The sequence below is a fragment of the Streptomyces sp. NPDC111606 genome (assembly GCF_055656945.1).
Window position 1 is genome coordinate 99052 of record NZ_JBVKBY010000008.1, and the last position, 14985, is coordinate 114036.

At 69.8% G+C, this 14985-nt stretch carries 12 protein-coding genes and 1 pseudogene; 6 read left to right on the forward strand and 7 right to left on the reverse strand.

Annotated features, from left to right (window positions below):
* Window positions 1–19 precede the first annotated feature (19 nt).
* Window positions 20–1594: a methionine--tRNA ligase gene (gene metG / locus ACZ7M7_RS27270; protein ID WP_472121014.1), complete on the forward strand. Its 1575-nt coding sequence runs from the start codon at window positions 20–22 to the stop codon at window positions 1592–1594.
* On the opposite strand, the pseudogene ACZ7M7_RS27275 reads toward metG, so the two are convergent.
* Window positions 1587–2461 (reverse strand): annotated as a pseudogene (locus ACZ7M7_RS27275) (pectate lyase family protein). The gene metG and the pseudogene ACZ7M7_RS27275 sit on opposite strands and share 8 nt — an antisense overlap.
* A gap of 225 nt (window positions 2462–2686) precedes the next feature.
* Here ACZ7M7_RS27275 and ACZ7M7_RS27280 point away from each other — a divergent pair.
* From ACZ7M7_RS27280 to ACZ7M7_RS27290, 3 genes are all read left to right on the forward strand, one after another.
* Window positions 2687–3163, forward strand: coding sequence for a hypothetical protein (locus ACZ7M7_RS27280; protein WP_472121017.1), 477 nt, complete (start codon window positions 2687–2689; stop codon window positions 3161–3163).
* An 85-nt stretch (window positions 3164–3248) separates the two neighbouring features.
* Window positions 3249–3614, forward strand: a complete 366-nt coding sequence (locus ACZ7M7_RS27285; RefSeq protein ID WP_093907565.1) for a PH domain-containing protein — start codon at window positions 3249–3251, stop codon at window positions 3612–3614.
* 60 nt (window positions 3615–3674) lie between these two features.
* The gene (locus ACZ7M7_RS27290; RefSeq protein ID WP_472121023.1) at window positions 3675–4382 is read left to right on the forward strand and encodes a nucleotidyl transferase AbiEii/AbiGii toxin family protein; all 708 of its coding nucleotides are present in this window, start codon (window positions 3675–3677) and stop codon (window positions 4380–4382) included.
* A gap of 12 nt (window positions 4383–4394) precedes the next feature.
* On the opposite strand, the gene ACZ7M7_RS27295 is transcribed toward ACZ7M7_RS27290, so the two are convergent.
* Together ACZ7M7_RS27295 and aspS are read right to left on the reverse strand one after the other, a co-directional pair.
* Window positions 4395–5345: an intradiol ring-cleavage dioxygenase gene (locus tag ACZ7M7_RS27295; protein WP_472121027.1), complete on the reverse strand. Its 951-nt coding sequence runs from the start codon at window positions 5343–5345 to the stop codon at window positions 4395–4397.
* Window positions 5346–5495: 150 nt separating this feature from the next.
* Entirely contained in the window at window positions 5496–7259 is a 1764-nt protein-coding gene (gene aspS / locus ACZ7M7_RS27300; RefSeq protein WP_383608497.1) for an aspartate--tRNA ligase, read from the reverse strand.
* 178 nt (window positions 7260–7437) lie between these two features.
* On the opposite strand from aspS, the gene ACZ7M7_RS27305 reads away from it, so the two are divergent.
* Window positions 7438–9597: a SpoIIE family protein phosphatase gene (locus ACZ7M7_RS27305; protein ID WP_472121032.1), complete on the forward strand. Its 2160-nt coding sequence runs from the start codon at window positions 7438–7440 to the stop codon at window positions 9595–9597.
* Here ACZ7M7_RS27305 and ACZ7M7_RS27310 read toward each other — a convergent pair.
* The 3 genes from ACZ7M7_RS27310 to ACZ7M7_RS27320 form a co-directional block, all read right to left on the reverse strand.
* Window positions 9540–10625, reverse strand: coding sequence for an AI-2E family transporter (locus ACZ7M7_RS27310; RefSeq protein WP_472121037.1), 1086 nt, complete (start codon window positions 10623–10625; stop codon window positions 9540–9542). The two genes, ACZ7M7_RS27305 and ACZ7M7_RS27310, sit on opposite strands and share 58 nt — an antisense overlap.
* A gap of 151 nt (window positions 10626–10776) precedes the next feature.
* Window positions 10777–11757 carry a pirin family protein gene (locus ACZ7M7_RS27315; RefSeq protein ID WP_383608488.1) on the reverse strand — a complete coding sequence of 327 codons (981 nt, stop codon included), beginning with the start codon at window positions 11755–11757 and terminating at the stop codon, window positions 10777–10779.
* A gap of 190 nt (window positions 11758–11947) precedes the next feature.
* Window positions 11948–13480: an MFS transporter gene (locus ACZ7M7_RS27320; RefSeq protein ID WP_472121042.1), complete on the reverse strand. Its 1533-nt coding sequence runs from the start codon at window positions 13478–13480 to the stop codon at window positions 11948–11950.
* A gap of 132 nt (window positions 13481–13612) precedes the next feature.
* Here ACZ7M7_RS27320 and ACZ7M7_RS27325 point away from each other — a divergent pair, with 132 nt between their 5' ends.
* Window positions 13613–14365: a TetR/AcrR family transcriptional regulator C-terminal domain-containing protein gene (locus tag ACZ7M7_RS27325; protein ID WP_472121045.1), complete on the forward strand. Its 753-nt coding sequence runs from the start codon at window positions 13613–13615 to the stop codon at window positions 14363–14365.
* A gap of 49 nt (window positions 14366–14414) precedes the next feature.
* On the opposite strand, the gene ACZ7M7_RS27330 is transcribed toward ACZ7M7_RS27325, so the two are convergent.
* On the reverse strand, window positions 14415–14888 hold the full coding sequence (locus ACZ7M7_RS27330; RefSeq protein WP_383608480.1) for an SseB family protein: 474 nt from the start codon (window positions 14886–14888) through the stop codon (window positions 14415–14417).
* Between the last annotated feature and the right edge of the window lie 97 nt (window positions 14889–14985).

Consider the following 14985-nt stretch of genomic DNA (forward strand, 5'->3'; position numbering starts at 1 on the left):
ACTGTGATGGAGTGAGGTCATGACGTACTACGTCACGACCCCGATCTACTACGTCAACGACGCCCCGCACCTGGGCCACGCCTACACGACGGTGGCGGCCGACGTCCTCGCCCGCTGGCACCGGCAGCGGGGCGAGGACGTGTGGTTCCTCACGGGGACCGACGAGCACGGCCAGAAGATCCTGCGGACGGCCGAGGCGAACGGCGTGCCGCCGCAGGTCTGGGCCGACCGGCTGGCCGAGGAGTCCTGGAAGCCGCTCTGGCAGCACCTGGAGATCTCCCACGACGACTTCATCCGTACGACGGAGAAACGGCACACGGACCGGGTGCAGGAGTTCTTCCAGGACCTGTACGACAACGGCCGTATCCGCAAGGGGAGTTACGAGGGGCCGTACTGCGTCGCGTGCGAGGAGTACAAGCTCCCCGGCGAGCTGATCGAGGCGGCGGACGGCACCCTTCTGTGCGCGATCCACAAGCGCCCGGTGGACCTCCTCAAGGAGGAGAACTACTTCTTCAAGCTCAGCGAGTACGGTGAGCGCCTCCTCGCCCACTACGAGGCCAATCCCGGCTTCATCCAGCCGGAGTCGGCCCGCAACGAGGTGGTGAACTTCGTCCGGGGCGGCCTTCAGGACCTCTCCGTCTCCCGCTCGACGTTCGACTGGGGCGTCAAGGTCCCCTGGGACGACGACCACGTCATCTACGTCTGGGCGGACGCCCTCCTCAACTACGCCACGGCCGTCGGCTACAACGAGAACCCCGAGAAGTTCGAGTCGACCTTCCCGGCCGACGTGCACCTCGTCGGCAAGGACATCCTCCGCTTCCACGCGGTCATCTGGCCGGCCATGCTGATGGCGAACGGTCTGCCGCTGCCGGGCCGGATCGCGGCCAACGGCTGGCTGCTGGTCGGCGGCGAGAAGATGAGCAAGTCCAACCTGACCGGCATCGAGCCGCAGGACCTGACCTCGCACTTCGGCGTGGACGCGTACCGCTGGTACTTCCTGCGCGCGATCGCCTTCGGCCAGGACGGCTCGTTCTCCTGGGAGGACTTCTCCGCCCGCTACACCAGCGAGCTGGCGAACGACTACGGCAATCTCGCCTCCCGCGTGGCGGCCATGGTCGGCAAGTACTTCGGCGGCGAGCTGCCGGCGTCGACGGCCCACGGAGAGGCCGAGCGGGCCGTCCAGGAGGGTCTCGCCAGGGCCGTCGCGGAGGCCGACCGCAGGATCGGCGACGAGCTGGACTTCCAGGGCGGCATCCTGGCGGTCTTCGACTTCGTGAAGCAGGTCAACGGCTACCTCACCGAGCGGCAGCCGTGGAAGGTCGCGAAGGAGGAATCCGAGGAGGGCCGGGCCCGTCTCGCCACCATCCTCTACACGGCCGCGGAATCCCTGCGCGCGATCGCGGTGCTCCTGGATCCGATCATGCCGGAGACCTCCGCGAAGCTCTGGGACTCCCTGGGCGCGGAGGCCTCCCTGGGCCGGCTCCGGGACCAGAGGATCCAGGAGGCGGCCGACTGGGGGAGGCTCCCCGCCGGTACGACGGTCACCAAGGGTGCGGTGCTGTTCCCGCGGCTGGAAGAGGCGCCGGCTACTTGAGGACCCCGGCTCCCGTGCTGGCCGCCAGCTCGGTCGCGAGGTTCTTCGCCGACGTCTGCAGGCCCGCGGTGAGCGCCGGCTTCCAGTTCACCGTCGTCTTGATCTTCTTCGAGCTCGCGGCGTTGTAGGCGGCCACGATGTCGGTCGCGGTGCCGTTGACGAGGTTGCCGGTGCCCGCGATCGAGCCGGTGCCATCACCGCTCAGCAGCTTGGCCGGCTTGGCGCCGGACGGCAGCTTCCAGGCGTTGTGCTCGGCGACGACCTGGGCCCTGGCGCGGGAGTCGATGCTGTACTTCGGCGCGTAGCCGTTGAGCGTGGTCGTGTCGTAGAGGTTGTTGTAGAGGTGGATCTGGCCGATGCGGGCCAGGGGCGCCCGCTGCACGATCCCCTTCCAGACGTTGTGGTGGAGGGTGACCCGCAGCTTGCCGGTGCTGTCGGTGTCGCTGCTGCCGATCAGCATCGTCTTGTCGTGGTTGCTGAAGACATTGCGCTCGACGGTGACCAGGTCGGAGCCGTTGGTGATGTCGAGGGCGCCGTCGTGGATCTGGTACTTGCGGCCGAAGTACGTCTTGAGCGACTTGTCGAAGACCGGCGCGTCCGTGAACGTGTTGGGGTGCTGACGATGTACACGTGCGCGGAGTCGGCCTTCGAGCCGCCCGTCGTACCGGAGCCGGAGGCCGCCCACCCGTCCTTCGCGGGCAGGGACTGGTGGTACAGGTCGACCGCGTCGGCGCTCGCGTTCACCACAAGGACACCGGCACCGATACCGGCCGCCGCGAGCGCGGCGGTGGCGATGGCGGTGCGGCGCCGACGCAGGGAACGGCGGTGGGAGGGGCGCTGGACAGGGCGGTGGGAATCGGATGCCACGAATGAGTCCTTCGGATGCTTCGGTGAGGCTCGCACACCGGCGAGCGATCCCGCGTGAGCGGGCTTCCGACTCCTCTGTGGTCGCGGAGATCCGAAAGGTTGCCGTGGAGGTCTTGACTGATCGGTGTGCAACTCGGGGACATCACGCGGATGTTGTCCATCCGGTTGGCATGGATCGCCCCCCACCGCCACCATGCCCCCCGTCACGACCGTAAGGTTTCCGCCATGGCAGTCCCAAAGGTCATCCCGATCGCCTACGAGCCGCACGGCCGTACCGAGGCGATCGGTTGTTACGCGGACGGACAGTTCTTGGGGTCGGTCACGTACGCCTTCCCCAAGGATTTCGACCTCGGCACCGGCTGGGAAGAGCACAAACGCCTGTACTCGGTACTGCACACCTTCGACCCCGAGGGCCGGTACCGCGACTCGGAGATCTGGTGCGCCGGCACCTGGGCCGAGCAGATGCGCGCCCCGCACGGACCCGACTCGGTGCTCGCCCGCGCCCGCGCCCACCTCGCGACCCAGCTGCGCAGCCTTCCCCGCCGTACGTACACGGACATCACCGTCCGCCCCTTCCAACTCACCGTCGACGGCGTGCTGTTCGGCCTGGTGACGGACGAGGACGAGGGTGAGGCGTGGGCCGAGCTGTACCCGGACCACCTGGGCTTCGGGGCACCCTGGGACGGTTCGTACGACACCTGATCGTTTACGCCCCTATGCCTGGACACCCCCGAGGCGCTATACATTGCGAAGATCATGTAAGGCCATCACATGGGGGGATCCATTCATGGCACTCTTCGGAAACGCGCACACCATCGACCAGGGGCAGGCGCAGCAGGACTACGCGCGGCTGCTGGGCCACGGTGAGCAGGTGCACGCGGCGTACCTGCTGATACGGGACACCATCCTGTTCACCGACCGCCGTCTGATCCTGGTCGACAAGCAGGGCATCACCGGCAAGAAGGTGGAGTACCACTCGATCCCGTACCGCAGCATCACGCACTTCGCGGTGGAGACGGCCGGCACCTTCGACCTGGACGCCGAGCTGAAGATCTGGCTCTCGGGTTCGGCGACGCCGGTCCAGAAGACGTTCACCAAGGGCGTCGACATCTACGAGGTGCAGGCGATCCTGACGCAGTTCGTGGCGAAGTAGCCGTACGCCCGGCCCCGCCGAGGTCGTCCGACTCGGCGGGGCAGCCATAATCGGCGCACGATGATCCCGCAGCCCCGCCACCTCCTGACCGACGTCCTCGCTCTGGGCGCCCGCTATCCTCTCGTCCTGGCCGGCGAGTACGCGGTCCGAGCGCACGGTCTGACGTCGTGGGAGTCGGTGCGTGGGCCGCTGGAGGTGGCGACGGAGTCGCCCGAGCCCATGGACCGGATCGCTGCCGACATGCTGCGTGGCCTGACCGAACTCGGCTGGCGGGTACGCCCCCTGGAGACCGACCCGCTCTCCGCCCGGCTGCTCGTCACCGCCCCGGACGCCGGTGACCAGCTCACCGGAGGCGATGCCGAGGAGCACACGCTCGACCTCCTGAAGGAGACTCTCTGGCACCCGCCGGTCACCACCGACCTCGGCCCGGCCCTCTCCCTCGAAGACCTCATCGGCACCAAGGTCCGCGCCCTGACCGACCGCGGCACCGCACGCGACCTGATCGACGTCTACGCCGCCGCGGCCCACTGGAGCTTCCCCGACCTGGTGGAGCAGGGCCGCCGCCACGCCTGGGACGAGTTCGACCCGGCCGACCTGCAGTCCCGCCTGGAGGCGACGGAACTGCTGGACGACCGGGTGTTCACCGCCCGGGGCCTCACCGCGGAGTCGGTGGCAACGCTGCGCCAGTGGGTCAGGGCCTGGGCCGACGACATCGCCGAGCGCCTGCTGGAGGAGGAGGCGCTCAAGCCTCCGCCGGACGAGGAGTGATGTCGCCGCCGGTCAGGTCCCGGTGTTCGTCGCCTCCGGGTCGACGCCCACGGTGATCGTCGCGAGGACACCCTTGGCGATGTCGTTCTTCTTGTACTTCAGCTTGAGCAGGCCGCCGGTCGTCCCGCTCTGGTCGTAGATCGTGTCCTCGTCGAGCGTGGTGCGCTCCGTCGTGGACGTGGAGTACGGCTCCTCCTCGGCCGAGAGCAGGACCGTCTCCTCGTCGAAGAAGAACTGGCCGGTGTGGCAGGTCGTGCCGCCCTCGTACCCGGCGTCCGTCCACTCGCCGCTGACGTGCACCTTGGTGTGGATGTGGACGCAACGGCCCTGGTACCAGCCCGGGAAGACGGTCTTGAAGGTGACGAAGCCCTTGCGGTCCGTCCTCCAGGTGCCGCGCAGATAGCGGGTGTCGCTGGTCGGCTCCTCGTGCCCGCCGCCACCGCCGCCGGCCGGCGGCTCTCCGGTCGGGGTGCCGGACGGCACCGCGGTGGGCGTGCCCGAAGGGGCGTCTGTGGGCGGGGTGCCGCCCCCGCCGCCGTTCGAGAAGGACTCGTAGCCCGAATACAGGCCCAGCGCGTCGCAGTGCCAGATGTCCACGGCCGCGTTGCCGACCGGCTTGCAGCTCTCGGCGTCGATCACCTTGATGCGGAGGGTGAGCGGGATGCCCTCCTTGTCCTCGGTGATGTCCTGGCGGAGCTTGTCGGCGTCGATGTAGTAGGGGCCCTCGGTGGTCTCCGAGGTGAGCTTGTAGCAGGTCTCCGCGGCGGTGGAGCTGCTGCTCGCCGACGCCTTCGCACCCGACGCCTTCGCACCGCTCGCCGCCGGCTCACCCGCGAAGGCGCCCGCCGCCAGCGTGCCGCCGACGCCCACCGCCGCGGCGGCTCCCGCACCGGCGACGACGACCTTGCGACGCGTGAGGTCCCGCTTGTGTTTCGGCCCTTCGGCCGTCTGGTTTCCCGTCATGTGCAGGGAAGTTAGGGAGCGCGCCTGTCAGGGGGTTAGGTAAGACCTGGGTGAGAGCCCTGCATGACGGCCGCAAGAGAAAGTGGCTCGGAACCTACGCCGGTTCCGAGCCACTTTTCGAGTTCGCTGCCTACTGGGGCAACGGGCCGCCTACTTCGGCTGCGGCTTGCGCACCGTCAGGTGCAGCTCCTTCAGCCGCGCCTCCTCCAGCTCCGTCGGCGCGCCCATCATCAGGTCCTGGGCGTTGCCGTTGAGCGGGAAGGCGATCGTCTCGCGGATGTTCGGCTCGTCGGCGAGCAACATGACGATGCGGTCGACGCCGGGGGCGATGCCGCCGTGCGGCGGGGCGCCGAAGCGGAACGCTCGCAGCATGCCGGCGAACTTGTCCTCGACGGTCTCACGGTCGTAACCGGCGATCTCGAAGGCCTTGAGCATGATCTCGGGCTCGTGGTTCCGGATCGCGCCGGAGGACAGCTCGACGCCGTTGCAGACGATGTCGTACTGCCAGCCCAGGATGTCCAGCGGGTCCTGGTTCTCCAGGGCCTCCAGGCCGCCCTGCGGCATGGAGAACGGGTTGTGCGAGAAGTCGATCGCGCCGGTCTCCTCGTCCTTCTCGTACATCGGGAAGTCGACGATCCAGCAGAACCGGAAGACGCCCTCCTCGAAGTGCCCGGCACGCTTGGCGGCCTCGACCCGCACCGCGCCCATGATCTTCGAGACCTCGTCGAACTCGCCCGCGCCGAAGAACACGGCATGGCCGGCCTCCAGGCCGAGACGCTCGGTGAGGACCTTGACGTTCTCCTCGGTGAGGAACTTGGCGATCGGGCCGGTCAGCGAGCCGTCCTCGGCGACACGGACCCAGGCCAGGCCCTTGGCGCCCTGCGAGACCGCGAAGTCACCGAGCTGGTCGAAGAACTTGCGGGGCTGCGCGGAGACGTCCGGCACCGGCAGCGCACGCACGTGCTTGCCGGCGAACGCCTTGAACTCCGAGCCCTCGAACACGTCGGTGATGTCGACGAGCTCCAGCTGGGCGCGCAGGTCCGGCTTGTCCGAGCCGTACTTCAGCATCGCCTCGCGGAACGGGATCCGCGGGAACGGGGACGTGACGTGGCGGCCGTTGCCGAACTCCTCGAACAGCTCGGTCATCAGCTGCTCGATCGGCTGGAAGACGTCCTCCTGCTCGACGAAGCTCATCTCGACGTCGAGCTGGTAGAACTCGCCCGGCGAACGGTCCGCACGCGCGTCCTCGTCACGGAAGCAGGGCGCGATCTGGAAGTAGCGGTCGAAGCCGGAGATCATCAGCAGCTGCTTGAACTGCTGCGGCGCCTGCGGCAGGGCGTAGAACCTGCCCGGGTTCAGCCGGGAGGGGACGACGAAGTCGCGGGCGCCCTCGGGGGAGGTCGCGGACAGGATCGGCGTCGCCATCTCGTTGAAGCCCAGCGCCGTCATCTTGTGGCGGATCGCCGAGATGACCGACGTACGCAGCAGGATGTTGCGGTGCATGCGCTCGCGGCGCAGGTCCAGGAAGCGATACTCCAGGCGCCGCTCCTCGTTGACCCCGTCCTCGGTGTTGATCGTGAAGGGCAGCGGGGCGGCCGCGCCGAGCAGCTCGACCTCGCCGACCTCGACCTCGATCTCGCCGGTGGGCAGCTCGGGGTTGATGTTCTCGGCGCCGCGGGAGACGACCTTGCCGTCGACGCGGACGGTGGACTCCTTGGAGAGCTTGTCGAGAGCCTCGTAGGAGGGCGTGCCGGGACGGGCGACGAGCTGCGTGATGCCGTAGTGGTCGCGCAGATCGATGAAGAGGATGCCGCCCAGGTCGCGCCGATTGTGCAGCCAGCCACTCAGTCGGACGTCGGTGCCGACGTCAGAGGAGCGGAGCTCGCCGCAGGTGTGGGACCTGTACCGATGCATCGTCGTTCATCCAGTCTTCGCGGATCGGGGGGCGTGTTTCACGTGAAACTCCCCCCAGCCTACCGGGGACCCCAAGATCGGCTCCCCACCATTTGGCGGTGCCCGCGGGCCCTTCCCGACCAGGTGCCCCGTACAGCTTCGGTGGCAGTGTGCGATCACCTCTTCTTAGAGTGGGGCAATGCGCACTGGTGAGCCCCTGCCCGCCGTGGGGGAGGTTCTCGCCGCCCTCGCGACCGGACTGTGGCACTGGAACACCGCCACGGGACTGGTCACGGTCGACGCGGAGGCGGCACGGCTGCTCGGGCTGCCCGCCGAACAGGCCACCCTCAGCCAGGCCCAGGTGCGCGCCCGCCTGCACCCGGTGGACTGGAACGAGATCAGCGGGGTGATCCAGCTCGCCGTGGCCGAGGGCACGCTGGGCGAGGCGCGGGTGCGGATCATGGACGAGCGGGGCCGGGTGATCCGGCTCGGCCGCAGCCGCTTCCACGCCTCGTTCGACCGCGAGAAGAAGTCGTACGAGGTGACCGGCTCCCTCCAGGAGGTCACCGAACCGGTGCCGGGCACCTCGGCCGGGCGTACGGCGGTCACGGGCGACTGGCGGCGCTCGCGGGAGGCGTTCCTGCTGGACGCGGGCCGGGCGCTGGCCGAGGCACGGTCGACGGCGGAGGTGCTGCGGGTCGCGGCGGGCCTGTCGATGCCGGGCTTCTCACCGGACGGACTCGCGGTGTTCGGGGTGACGGGCGACCGTCTGACGATCATCGGCCATCACGGCCACCAGCCCGGTGACGAAAGCCCGTTCACGCACATGGCCCTGGAGACGGACTACCCGGCCGCCGAGGTCGTCCGCACCGGCCGTGCCGTCTATCTCTCCTCACCCGAGCGCTACAAGGACCGCTACCCGGTCACCTGGCCGCTCGCCGCGCACTTCAACCGCCAGTCCTGGGCGTTTCTGCCGCTGACCGTGGCGGGCCGCACGATGGGCGCCTGGATGGCGGCGTTCACCTATCCGGTCGCCTTCACGCCCGACGAGCGGTCCGTGCTGACGACGGTGGCCCGCATGCTCGCCCAGGCCCTCTCCCGCGCCGAGGCCGCCGAGTCCGCGCGCGAGCTGACGGACGGCCTGCAGCGTTCGATGCTCCCTCAGCTGGGCCCCGAGATACCGGGCATGAGCGTGGCGGCACGCTATGTCCCGACCGGCGGCGGCCTTCAGGTCGGCGGCGACTGGTACGACATGATCCCGTTGCCCAACGGCCGCTTCGCCCTCGTCATCGGCGACGTCCAGGGCCATGACGTACGGGCCGCGGGCCTGATGGGCCAGCTGCGGATCGCGCTGCGCGCCTACGCCTCCGAGGGCCATCGGCCCGACGCCGTGCTCTCCCGCGCCTCGCGCTTCCTGCACGGGATGACGTTCGGCTCCCTCGACGAGGACCCGACCGACCTGCGCTTCGCGACCTGCCTGTACGTCGAGGTCGACCCCGCGACCGGGCTGCTGGACATCGCCCGTGCCGGCCACCCGGACCCGGCGATCCGCATGATCGACGGCACGGTGCTCGCCCGCCCGACGGCCGGTGGCCTTCCGCTGGGCATCGACCCGGACGCCGACTACCCGACGACCCGGATCACCCTGGAACCCGGCGAGACCATGCTGATCTGCACGGACGGCCTGATCGAGACCGGCGGCCACGACCTGGAGACCGGCTGGAAGCGCATCCGCACGATCCTCGAGGAACACGACGGCGACCTGGAGGCACTCGCCGACGCCCTCGTTCAGGCCGTTCACGGCCCGTCCTCCCACCACACCACCGGCCCGCTCGCCGACCGGCGCGAGGACGACATAGCCGTACTGCTGCTGTGGCGGCAGGAGGAGGGGTGCGGCTGCGGTGATCCGGTCGCCGTACGGCCGACGATCCGGCGCACCATGCTGTCGGTGGCGCAGGCCGAGCCGGAGCGGGTCGCGGTGGCCCGGCAGCAGTTGCGGGAGCTGCTGCACGACTGGGCCTGCGACGACCAGGTGGACTCGGCGGTCCTGCTGCTGTCCGAGACGCTGACGAACGTCCTCGTCCACACCGACGCCGACGCCCTGCTGCTGGCCGAGGTGCGGGGCGGGCCGGGGGACCGCCGGGTGCGCGTCGAGGTGACGGACACCAGCGACGACCTGCCCCACCGGCGCCGGCCCGGCGAACTGGCGTCGTCCGGGCGGGGCCTGATGCTGATCGAGCTGCTGGCTCACGCGTGGGGCGTGGACCCTCGGGGCGAGGGCAAGAGCATCTGGTTCGAGCTCTACGAGTCCGAGGGCGCCGGGGGCGCGGACGGGCCGGAGTGCTCGGAGTCGGCGTAGCGCTCTCTCAGTTCGTAAACGACTCCGGTGGCGGCTGCGGTGAGCGGTACGGCGAGCAGCATGCCGAGGATGCCGGCCACGGAGGCCCCCGCGGTGATCGTCACCATGACCACGGCCGGGTGCATCTGAACGGTCCGGCTCTGGATCACCGGCGTCAGCACATGCCCCTCCAGCTGCTGCACGGCGAGCACGATGCCCGTCACCCACAGCGCGACGACGAACCCCCTGTCGGCCAACGCGACCAGCACGGCGACTGCTCCCGAGATGAAGGCGCCGAGATAGGGGATGTAGGCCCCGATGAAGACGAGCGCACCGAGCCCGACCGCACCCGGCACGTCGAGGATCAGCAGTCCGACGGTGATGCAGACGGCATCGATGAAGGCGATGAAGGTGGTCCCCCGCATGAACCCTTCCACCGCCCGGAAGGCGCGCCTGGCCATGGCCTCCACCAGATCCCCGCTGCTACGGGGCACCACGGACCGCACGGCACCGGCGGCCCGGTGGGAGTCCCGCAGGAAGAAGAAGACGAGCAGCAGCGCGAGCACGGCGATGGCGATGGTCTCGCCCACGACACTGACCCCGCTGATGACCCCGGAGGCGGCCGTCCCGCCGAACTTGGTGAGTAGCTCCTTGGAGTTGGTGGCGAGGTCGTCCAGCGAGGTTCCGGCGGCCCCGAAGTGCTCGGCCAGGTCCCGGCCCGCCTGCTTGAGCGAGGCGACGATCTGGTCCCCGCTGTCGACGATCGCGGCGGCGACGATGTAGACGGTCCCGCCCACGACGGCCACCACGGCGACGCAGGTGAGCCCGGCGGCGACCGACCGGTTCACCTTGGCCTGCACCAGCCGCCGGTGCAGCGGCCCGAGCAGCGCCGTCCCGAGCAGCGCGAGCAGCACGGGCACCACGGCCGTACTGAACTCCACGACCAGCCGGATCCCGACGTAGACGACCCCGGCGACGAGCAACACGACGGCACACCAGGCGGCGAGCCGCCGGACGGGATCGGGGAGCAGCGGGGTGGGGGCCTGCACGGTTCCAGCGGATCACGCGCGGGACGACGCTGTCGTGCGCGGGCGGACCGGGTGGGTGACGGGACGCCGGAAGGCCCGCAGCCGCACCGGGGGGGGCGGAGGCGGGCCTTCTCGTGTCGGCGGGTCAGGCGTGTCGTGCGGGTTGGGCGGGTCAGGCCTTGGACGGGCCGTCGGCGCTCATCCCGTGCACGGCCGGGATCGTGCCCAGCCGGCCCTTCTGGAAGTCGTCGAAGGCCTGCTGGAGTTCGTCACGGGTGTTCATGACGAACGGGCCGTAGTGGGCCATCGGCTCGCGGATCGGCTGCCCGCCCAGGAGGACGACCTCGAGGTCCGGCGTGTGGGAGTCCTGCTTCTCGTCGGCGCGGACGGTCAGGGAACCGCCGCTGCCGAAGACCGCCGTCTGGCCCAGCTGGATCGGGCGGTGATCCGCACCCACCGTGCCGCGGCCCGCGAGGACGTACGCGAGGCCGTTGAAGTCCTCCCGCCACGGCAGCGTGATCTCCGCGCCCGGCGCCAGCGTCGCGTGGATCATCGTGATCGGGGTGTGGGTGATGCCGGGACCCTGGTGGCCGTCCAGCTCGCCCGCGATGACGCGCAGCAGCGCGCCGCCGTCGGGGGTGGTGAGCAGCTGGACGTTGCCGCCGCGGATGTCCTGGTAGCGCGGGGCCATCATCTTGTCCTTGGCCGGGAGGTTCACCCACAGCTGCAGGCCGTGGAAGAGGCCGCCGGACATGACGAGGGACTCCGGCGGGGCCTCGATGTGGAGGAGACCGCTGCCGGCCGTCATCCACTGGGTGTCGCCGTTGGTGATGGTGCCACCGCCGCCGTTGCTGTCCTGGTGGTCGAAGATCCCGTCGATGATGTACGTGACGGTCTCGAAGCCGCGGTGCGGGTGCCAGGGGGTGCCCTTGGGCTCGCCCGGCGCATACTCCACCTCGCCCATCTGGTCCATCATGATGAACGGGTCCAGGTGGCGGTAGTTGATCCCGGCGAACGCACGGCGCACCGGGAAGCCCTCACCCTCGAAACCGCTCGGCGCGGTCGTGACGGCGAGCACGGGACGGGCAACGGCGTCCACGGGCGCGGCGACGCGCGGCAGCGTCAGCGGGTTCTCGACGGTCACTGCAGGCATGTCGGTACCTCCTTGTGCGTCCACTTTAGTTGAGCATTGAACTTCTTGCTACCCCTAACGGGAAGAACCCGGAGGGCATTCCCTCCGGGCACAGCCGAAGGCCGACACCCGAAGTGGGCGCGGCCTTCGTCACAAGGACCCGGTGGTGCGGGAGCGGCTCAGTGTGTCAGCAAGAGCGCGGACTTGGAGGTCAGACGACCGGTTCTGGCTGCTTCTGGGGCGCGCTCTCCGAGTCGGCGGCGGCCGGCTTGCGCCGGTCGTCCCGCATCACCAGCGTCGCCAGCAGCGCAGCCGCCAGGACACCGATCGCGCTGACCGTGAAGGTGGTGGACATCGAGGCGGTGAAGGCCTCGCGGGCCGCCGCGACCAGACCGGGGTCACCACCGGCCACCGCCCCGGCGATCGAGTGCTTGGCCTCCTCCGGCGTCCCCTCGGGCATCCGGTCCGCGAAGCCGCTCGACAGCAGCGAGCCCAGGATCGCGATGCCGAGTGCGGTGCCGGCCTGCTGGATGGTGTCGTTCAGGGCCGAGCCGACGCCCGCCTTGTCCTCGGGGATGGTGCCCATCAGCGCACCGACCGCGGCCGGCATCGCGAGGCCCGCGCCGAGGCCGAGGAGACCGAGCGCCACCGCCGGGACCGTGAAGCCGGAGTCCGCGGAGACCGTGGCCATGAGGGCGAAGCAGGCCACCATGACCAGCATCCCCGCGAGGATCACCCACCGGTTGCCGTACCGGGCGGCGAGCTTGACGCCCACGCCGTTGCCGATCAGGGCGGTGATCGCCAGCGGCAGGAAGGCGAGGCCCGCCTCGAGCGGCGAGTAGCCGAGCACGAACTGCAGGTACTGGGTGAGGACCAGCAGCAGACCACCGTTGCCGATCTGCACGAGCGCCAGCGAGAGCGAACCGCCGCTGAAGTTGCGGTGCTTGAACAGGACCAGCGGGACCATCGGCGACTTCGTGACGTTCTCCCAGACCACGAAGCCGACCAGCGAGGCGAGCGCCACCACCAGGGTGACCGTGGAGCGGCCGCCCAGCGCACCGTGCTGCGGGAGCTCGATGATCCACCAGACCAGGGCCGTCATCCCGACCGCCGACAGCACCGCACCCAGCGGGTCCGCCTTCTGCCAGGGCGCCCTGGACTCCGGCATCAGGGTCAGGGCGGCGACGATCGCCAGCACCACGATCGGCACGTTGATGAAGAAGATCGACTGCCAGGAGAAGTGGTCGATCAGGACGCCGCCCAGCACCGGGCTGCCGACCAGGCCGAGCATCGACACCGAGCTCCAGGCCGCCATCGCCTTGCCGCGCTCCTCCTCGTCGAAGACGGTGATGAGGATCGACAGGGTGGACGGCATGATCAGGGCCCCGCCGACACCCATCGCGACGCGTACGGCGATCACCTCGCCGGGGCTGGTGCACCAGGTCGCGGCCAGCGAGGCCGCCCCGAAGAGCAGGAGCCCGATCACCATCACCTTCCGGCGCCCGAACCGGTCGCCCAGGCTGCCGGACGTGAGCAGGAGGCCGGCGAAGACCAGGATGTAGGAGTCCAGGATCCACTGGGTGTCCTGGGCGCTCGCCCCGATGTCCCCGGTCATCACCGGCACCGCGACGGTCAGCGCCATGCTGTCGACGACCAGCACCAGCGTGCTCAGGCAGAGCACGATCAGAATCCACCAGCGGCGTGGATCACGAGTTCCCTTGACGTCCATGACGTTCCCCTCCATGACGCTCTCCCCGGCTCTGTGAACACCGTTCCTTCGTTGCGAACACTGTACGCACAGCGGAACAGTGTTCGCAACCATCGATTCCTGTACGCTCGGTGCGAACGATGTACGCAGGGATGCGAAGGAGTGCCGATGGCCGCCAGGACGACGAAGCAGAGCTCCATCCCCTCCGTCTGGGCCCGCCCCCAGCGCGAGTCCGACCAGCCGGCGCTCAGCCGCGCCACGATCGTGCGCGAGGCGATCACCATGCTGGACGCGGAGGGGGTCGAGGCGCTGAGCATGCGCAAGCTCGCGACCCGGCTGAACGCCGGCGCCGCCTCCCTCTACCGGCACGTCGCCACCAAGGACGAGCTGATGGAGCTGGCCGTCGACGAGGTCGCCGCCGAGATCCACGTACCGCCCGCCGACAGCCCCGACTGGCGCGCGGCGGTCGCGGAGGCGGCCCACTCGTTCCGTACGACGGCGCTACGGCACCCGTGGCTGTCGTCGGTTCTGGGCCAGGCCGGGCTGGCCTACCTCGGCCCCAACCTGATGGCGTACTCGGAGCAGCTGGCCGCCCTGTTCACGGCAGCGGGCTTCCAGGACCCCAACGGCGCGATCGACGCCGTCCTCTCGTACGTCATCGGCATGAGCACCACCGAGGGCGCCTGGCTCATCACGGTCGCCCGCTCCGGCGAGACCGAGGCCGACTTCATCGCCCGCCTGCTGCCCGCCGCCCAGCAGGCGGTCGCCGACCATGAGCACCTGGCCCGGGGGTACACCGGCGTGGAGACAGCGGCGGCCGACCCGGTGGCCCTGCGGGACGGAAAGTTCGCCGCCGCCCTGGAGATCGTCCTCGACGGACTGGCGCTGCGGCTGGAGGCAACGGGGCCCGAGCGCCCTTAGGGCCGGACCCGCAGACGCCGGACAACCCGACGCGGCACCCCGCGAAGCGCTATCCGTACATCCGCCGCATCGCGAACTCGACCATCTGCTCCACGGCCTTCGCGTCGAAGACCATGCGGTGCTCGCCCTCCATGTCGAGGACGCAGCCGTAGCCGGTCGGCAGCAGGTCGATCACCTCGGCGCCGGTGATGACGAAGTACTTGGACTCCTTGCCCGCGTACCGGCGCAGCTCCTTCAGCGAGGTGAACATCGGGATCACCGGCTGCTGGGTGTTGTGCAGGGCGAGGAAGCCCGGGTTGTCGCCGCGCGGGCAGTAGACCTTCGACGTCGCGAAGACCTGCTGGAAGTCCTCGGCGGCCATCTGCCCGGTGGTGAAGGCCCGCACCGCGTCCGCGAGCGAGGGCGGCGACGGCTCGGGGTACAGGGGTGGCTGCTGGCCATAGCCGCCGACGCCGCCGGGCATGGGCTGCTGCGGCGAGGCGTACTGCTGCTGAGCGCCGACGTTCTGGTCGTAGCCGTACATGGACGCAAGAGTACCGAGAGCGGTGGGGAGAGCGGGCCGGCACCGGAGCCGCTACGGGGGCTCCGGCAAAACCGACAGCGAGTCGACAGCCGCCGTA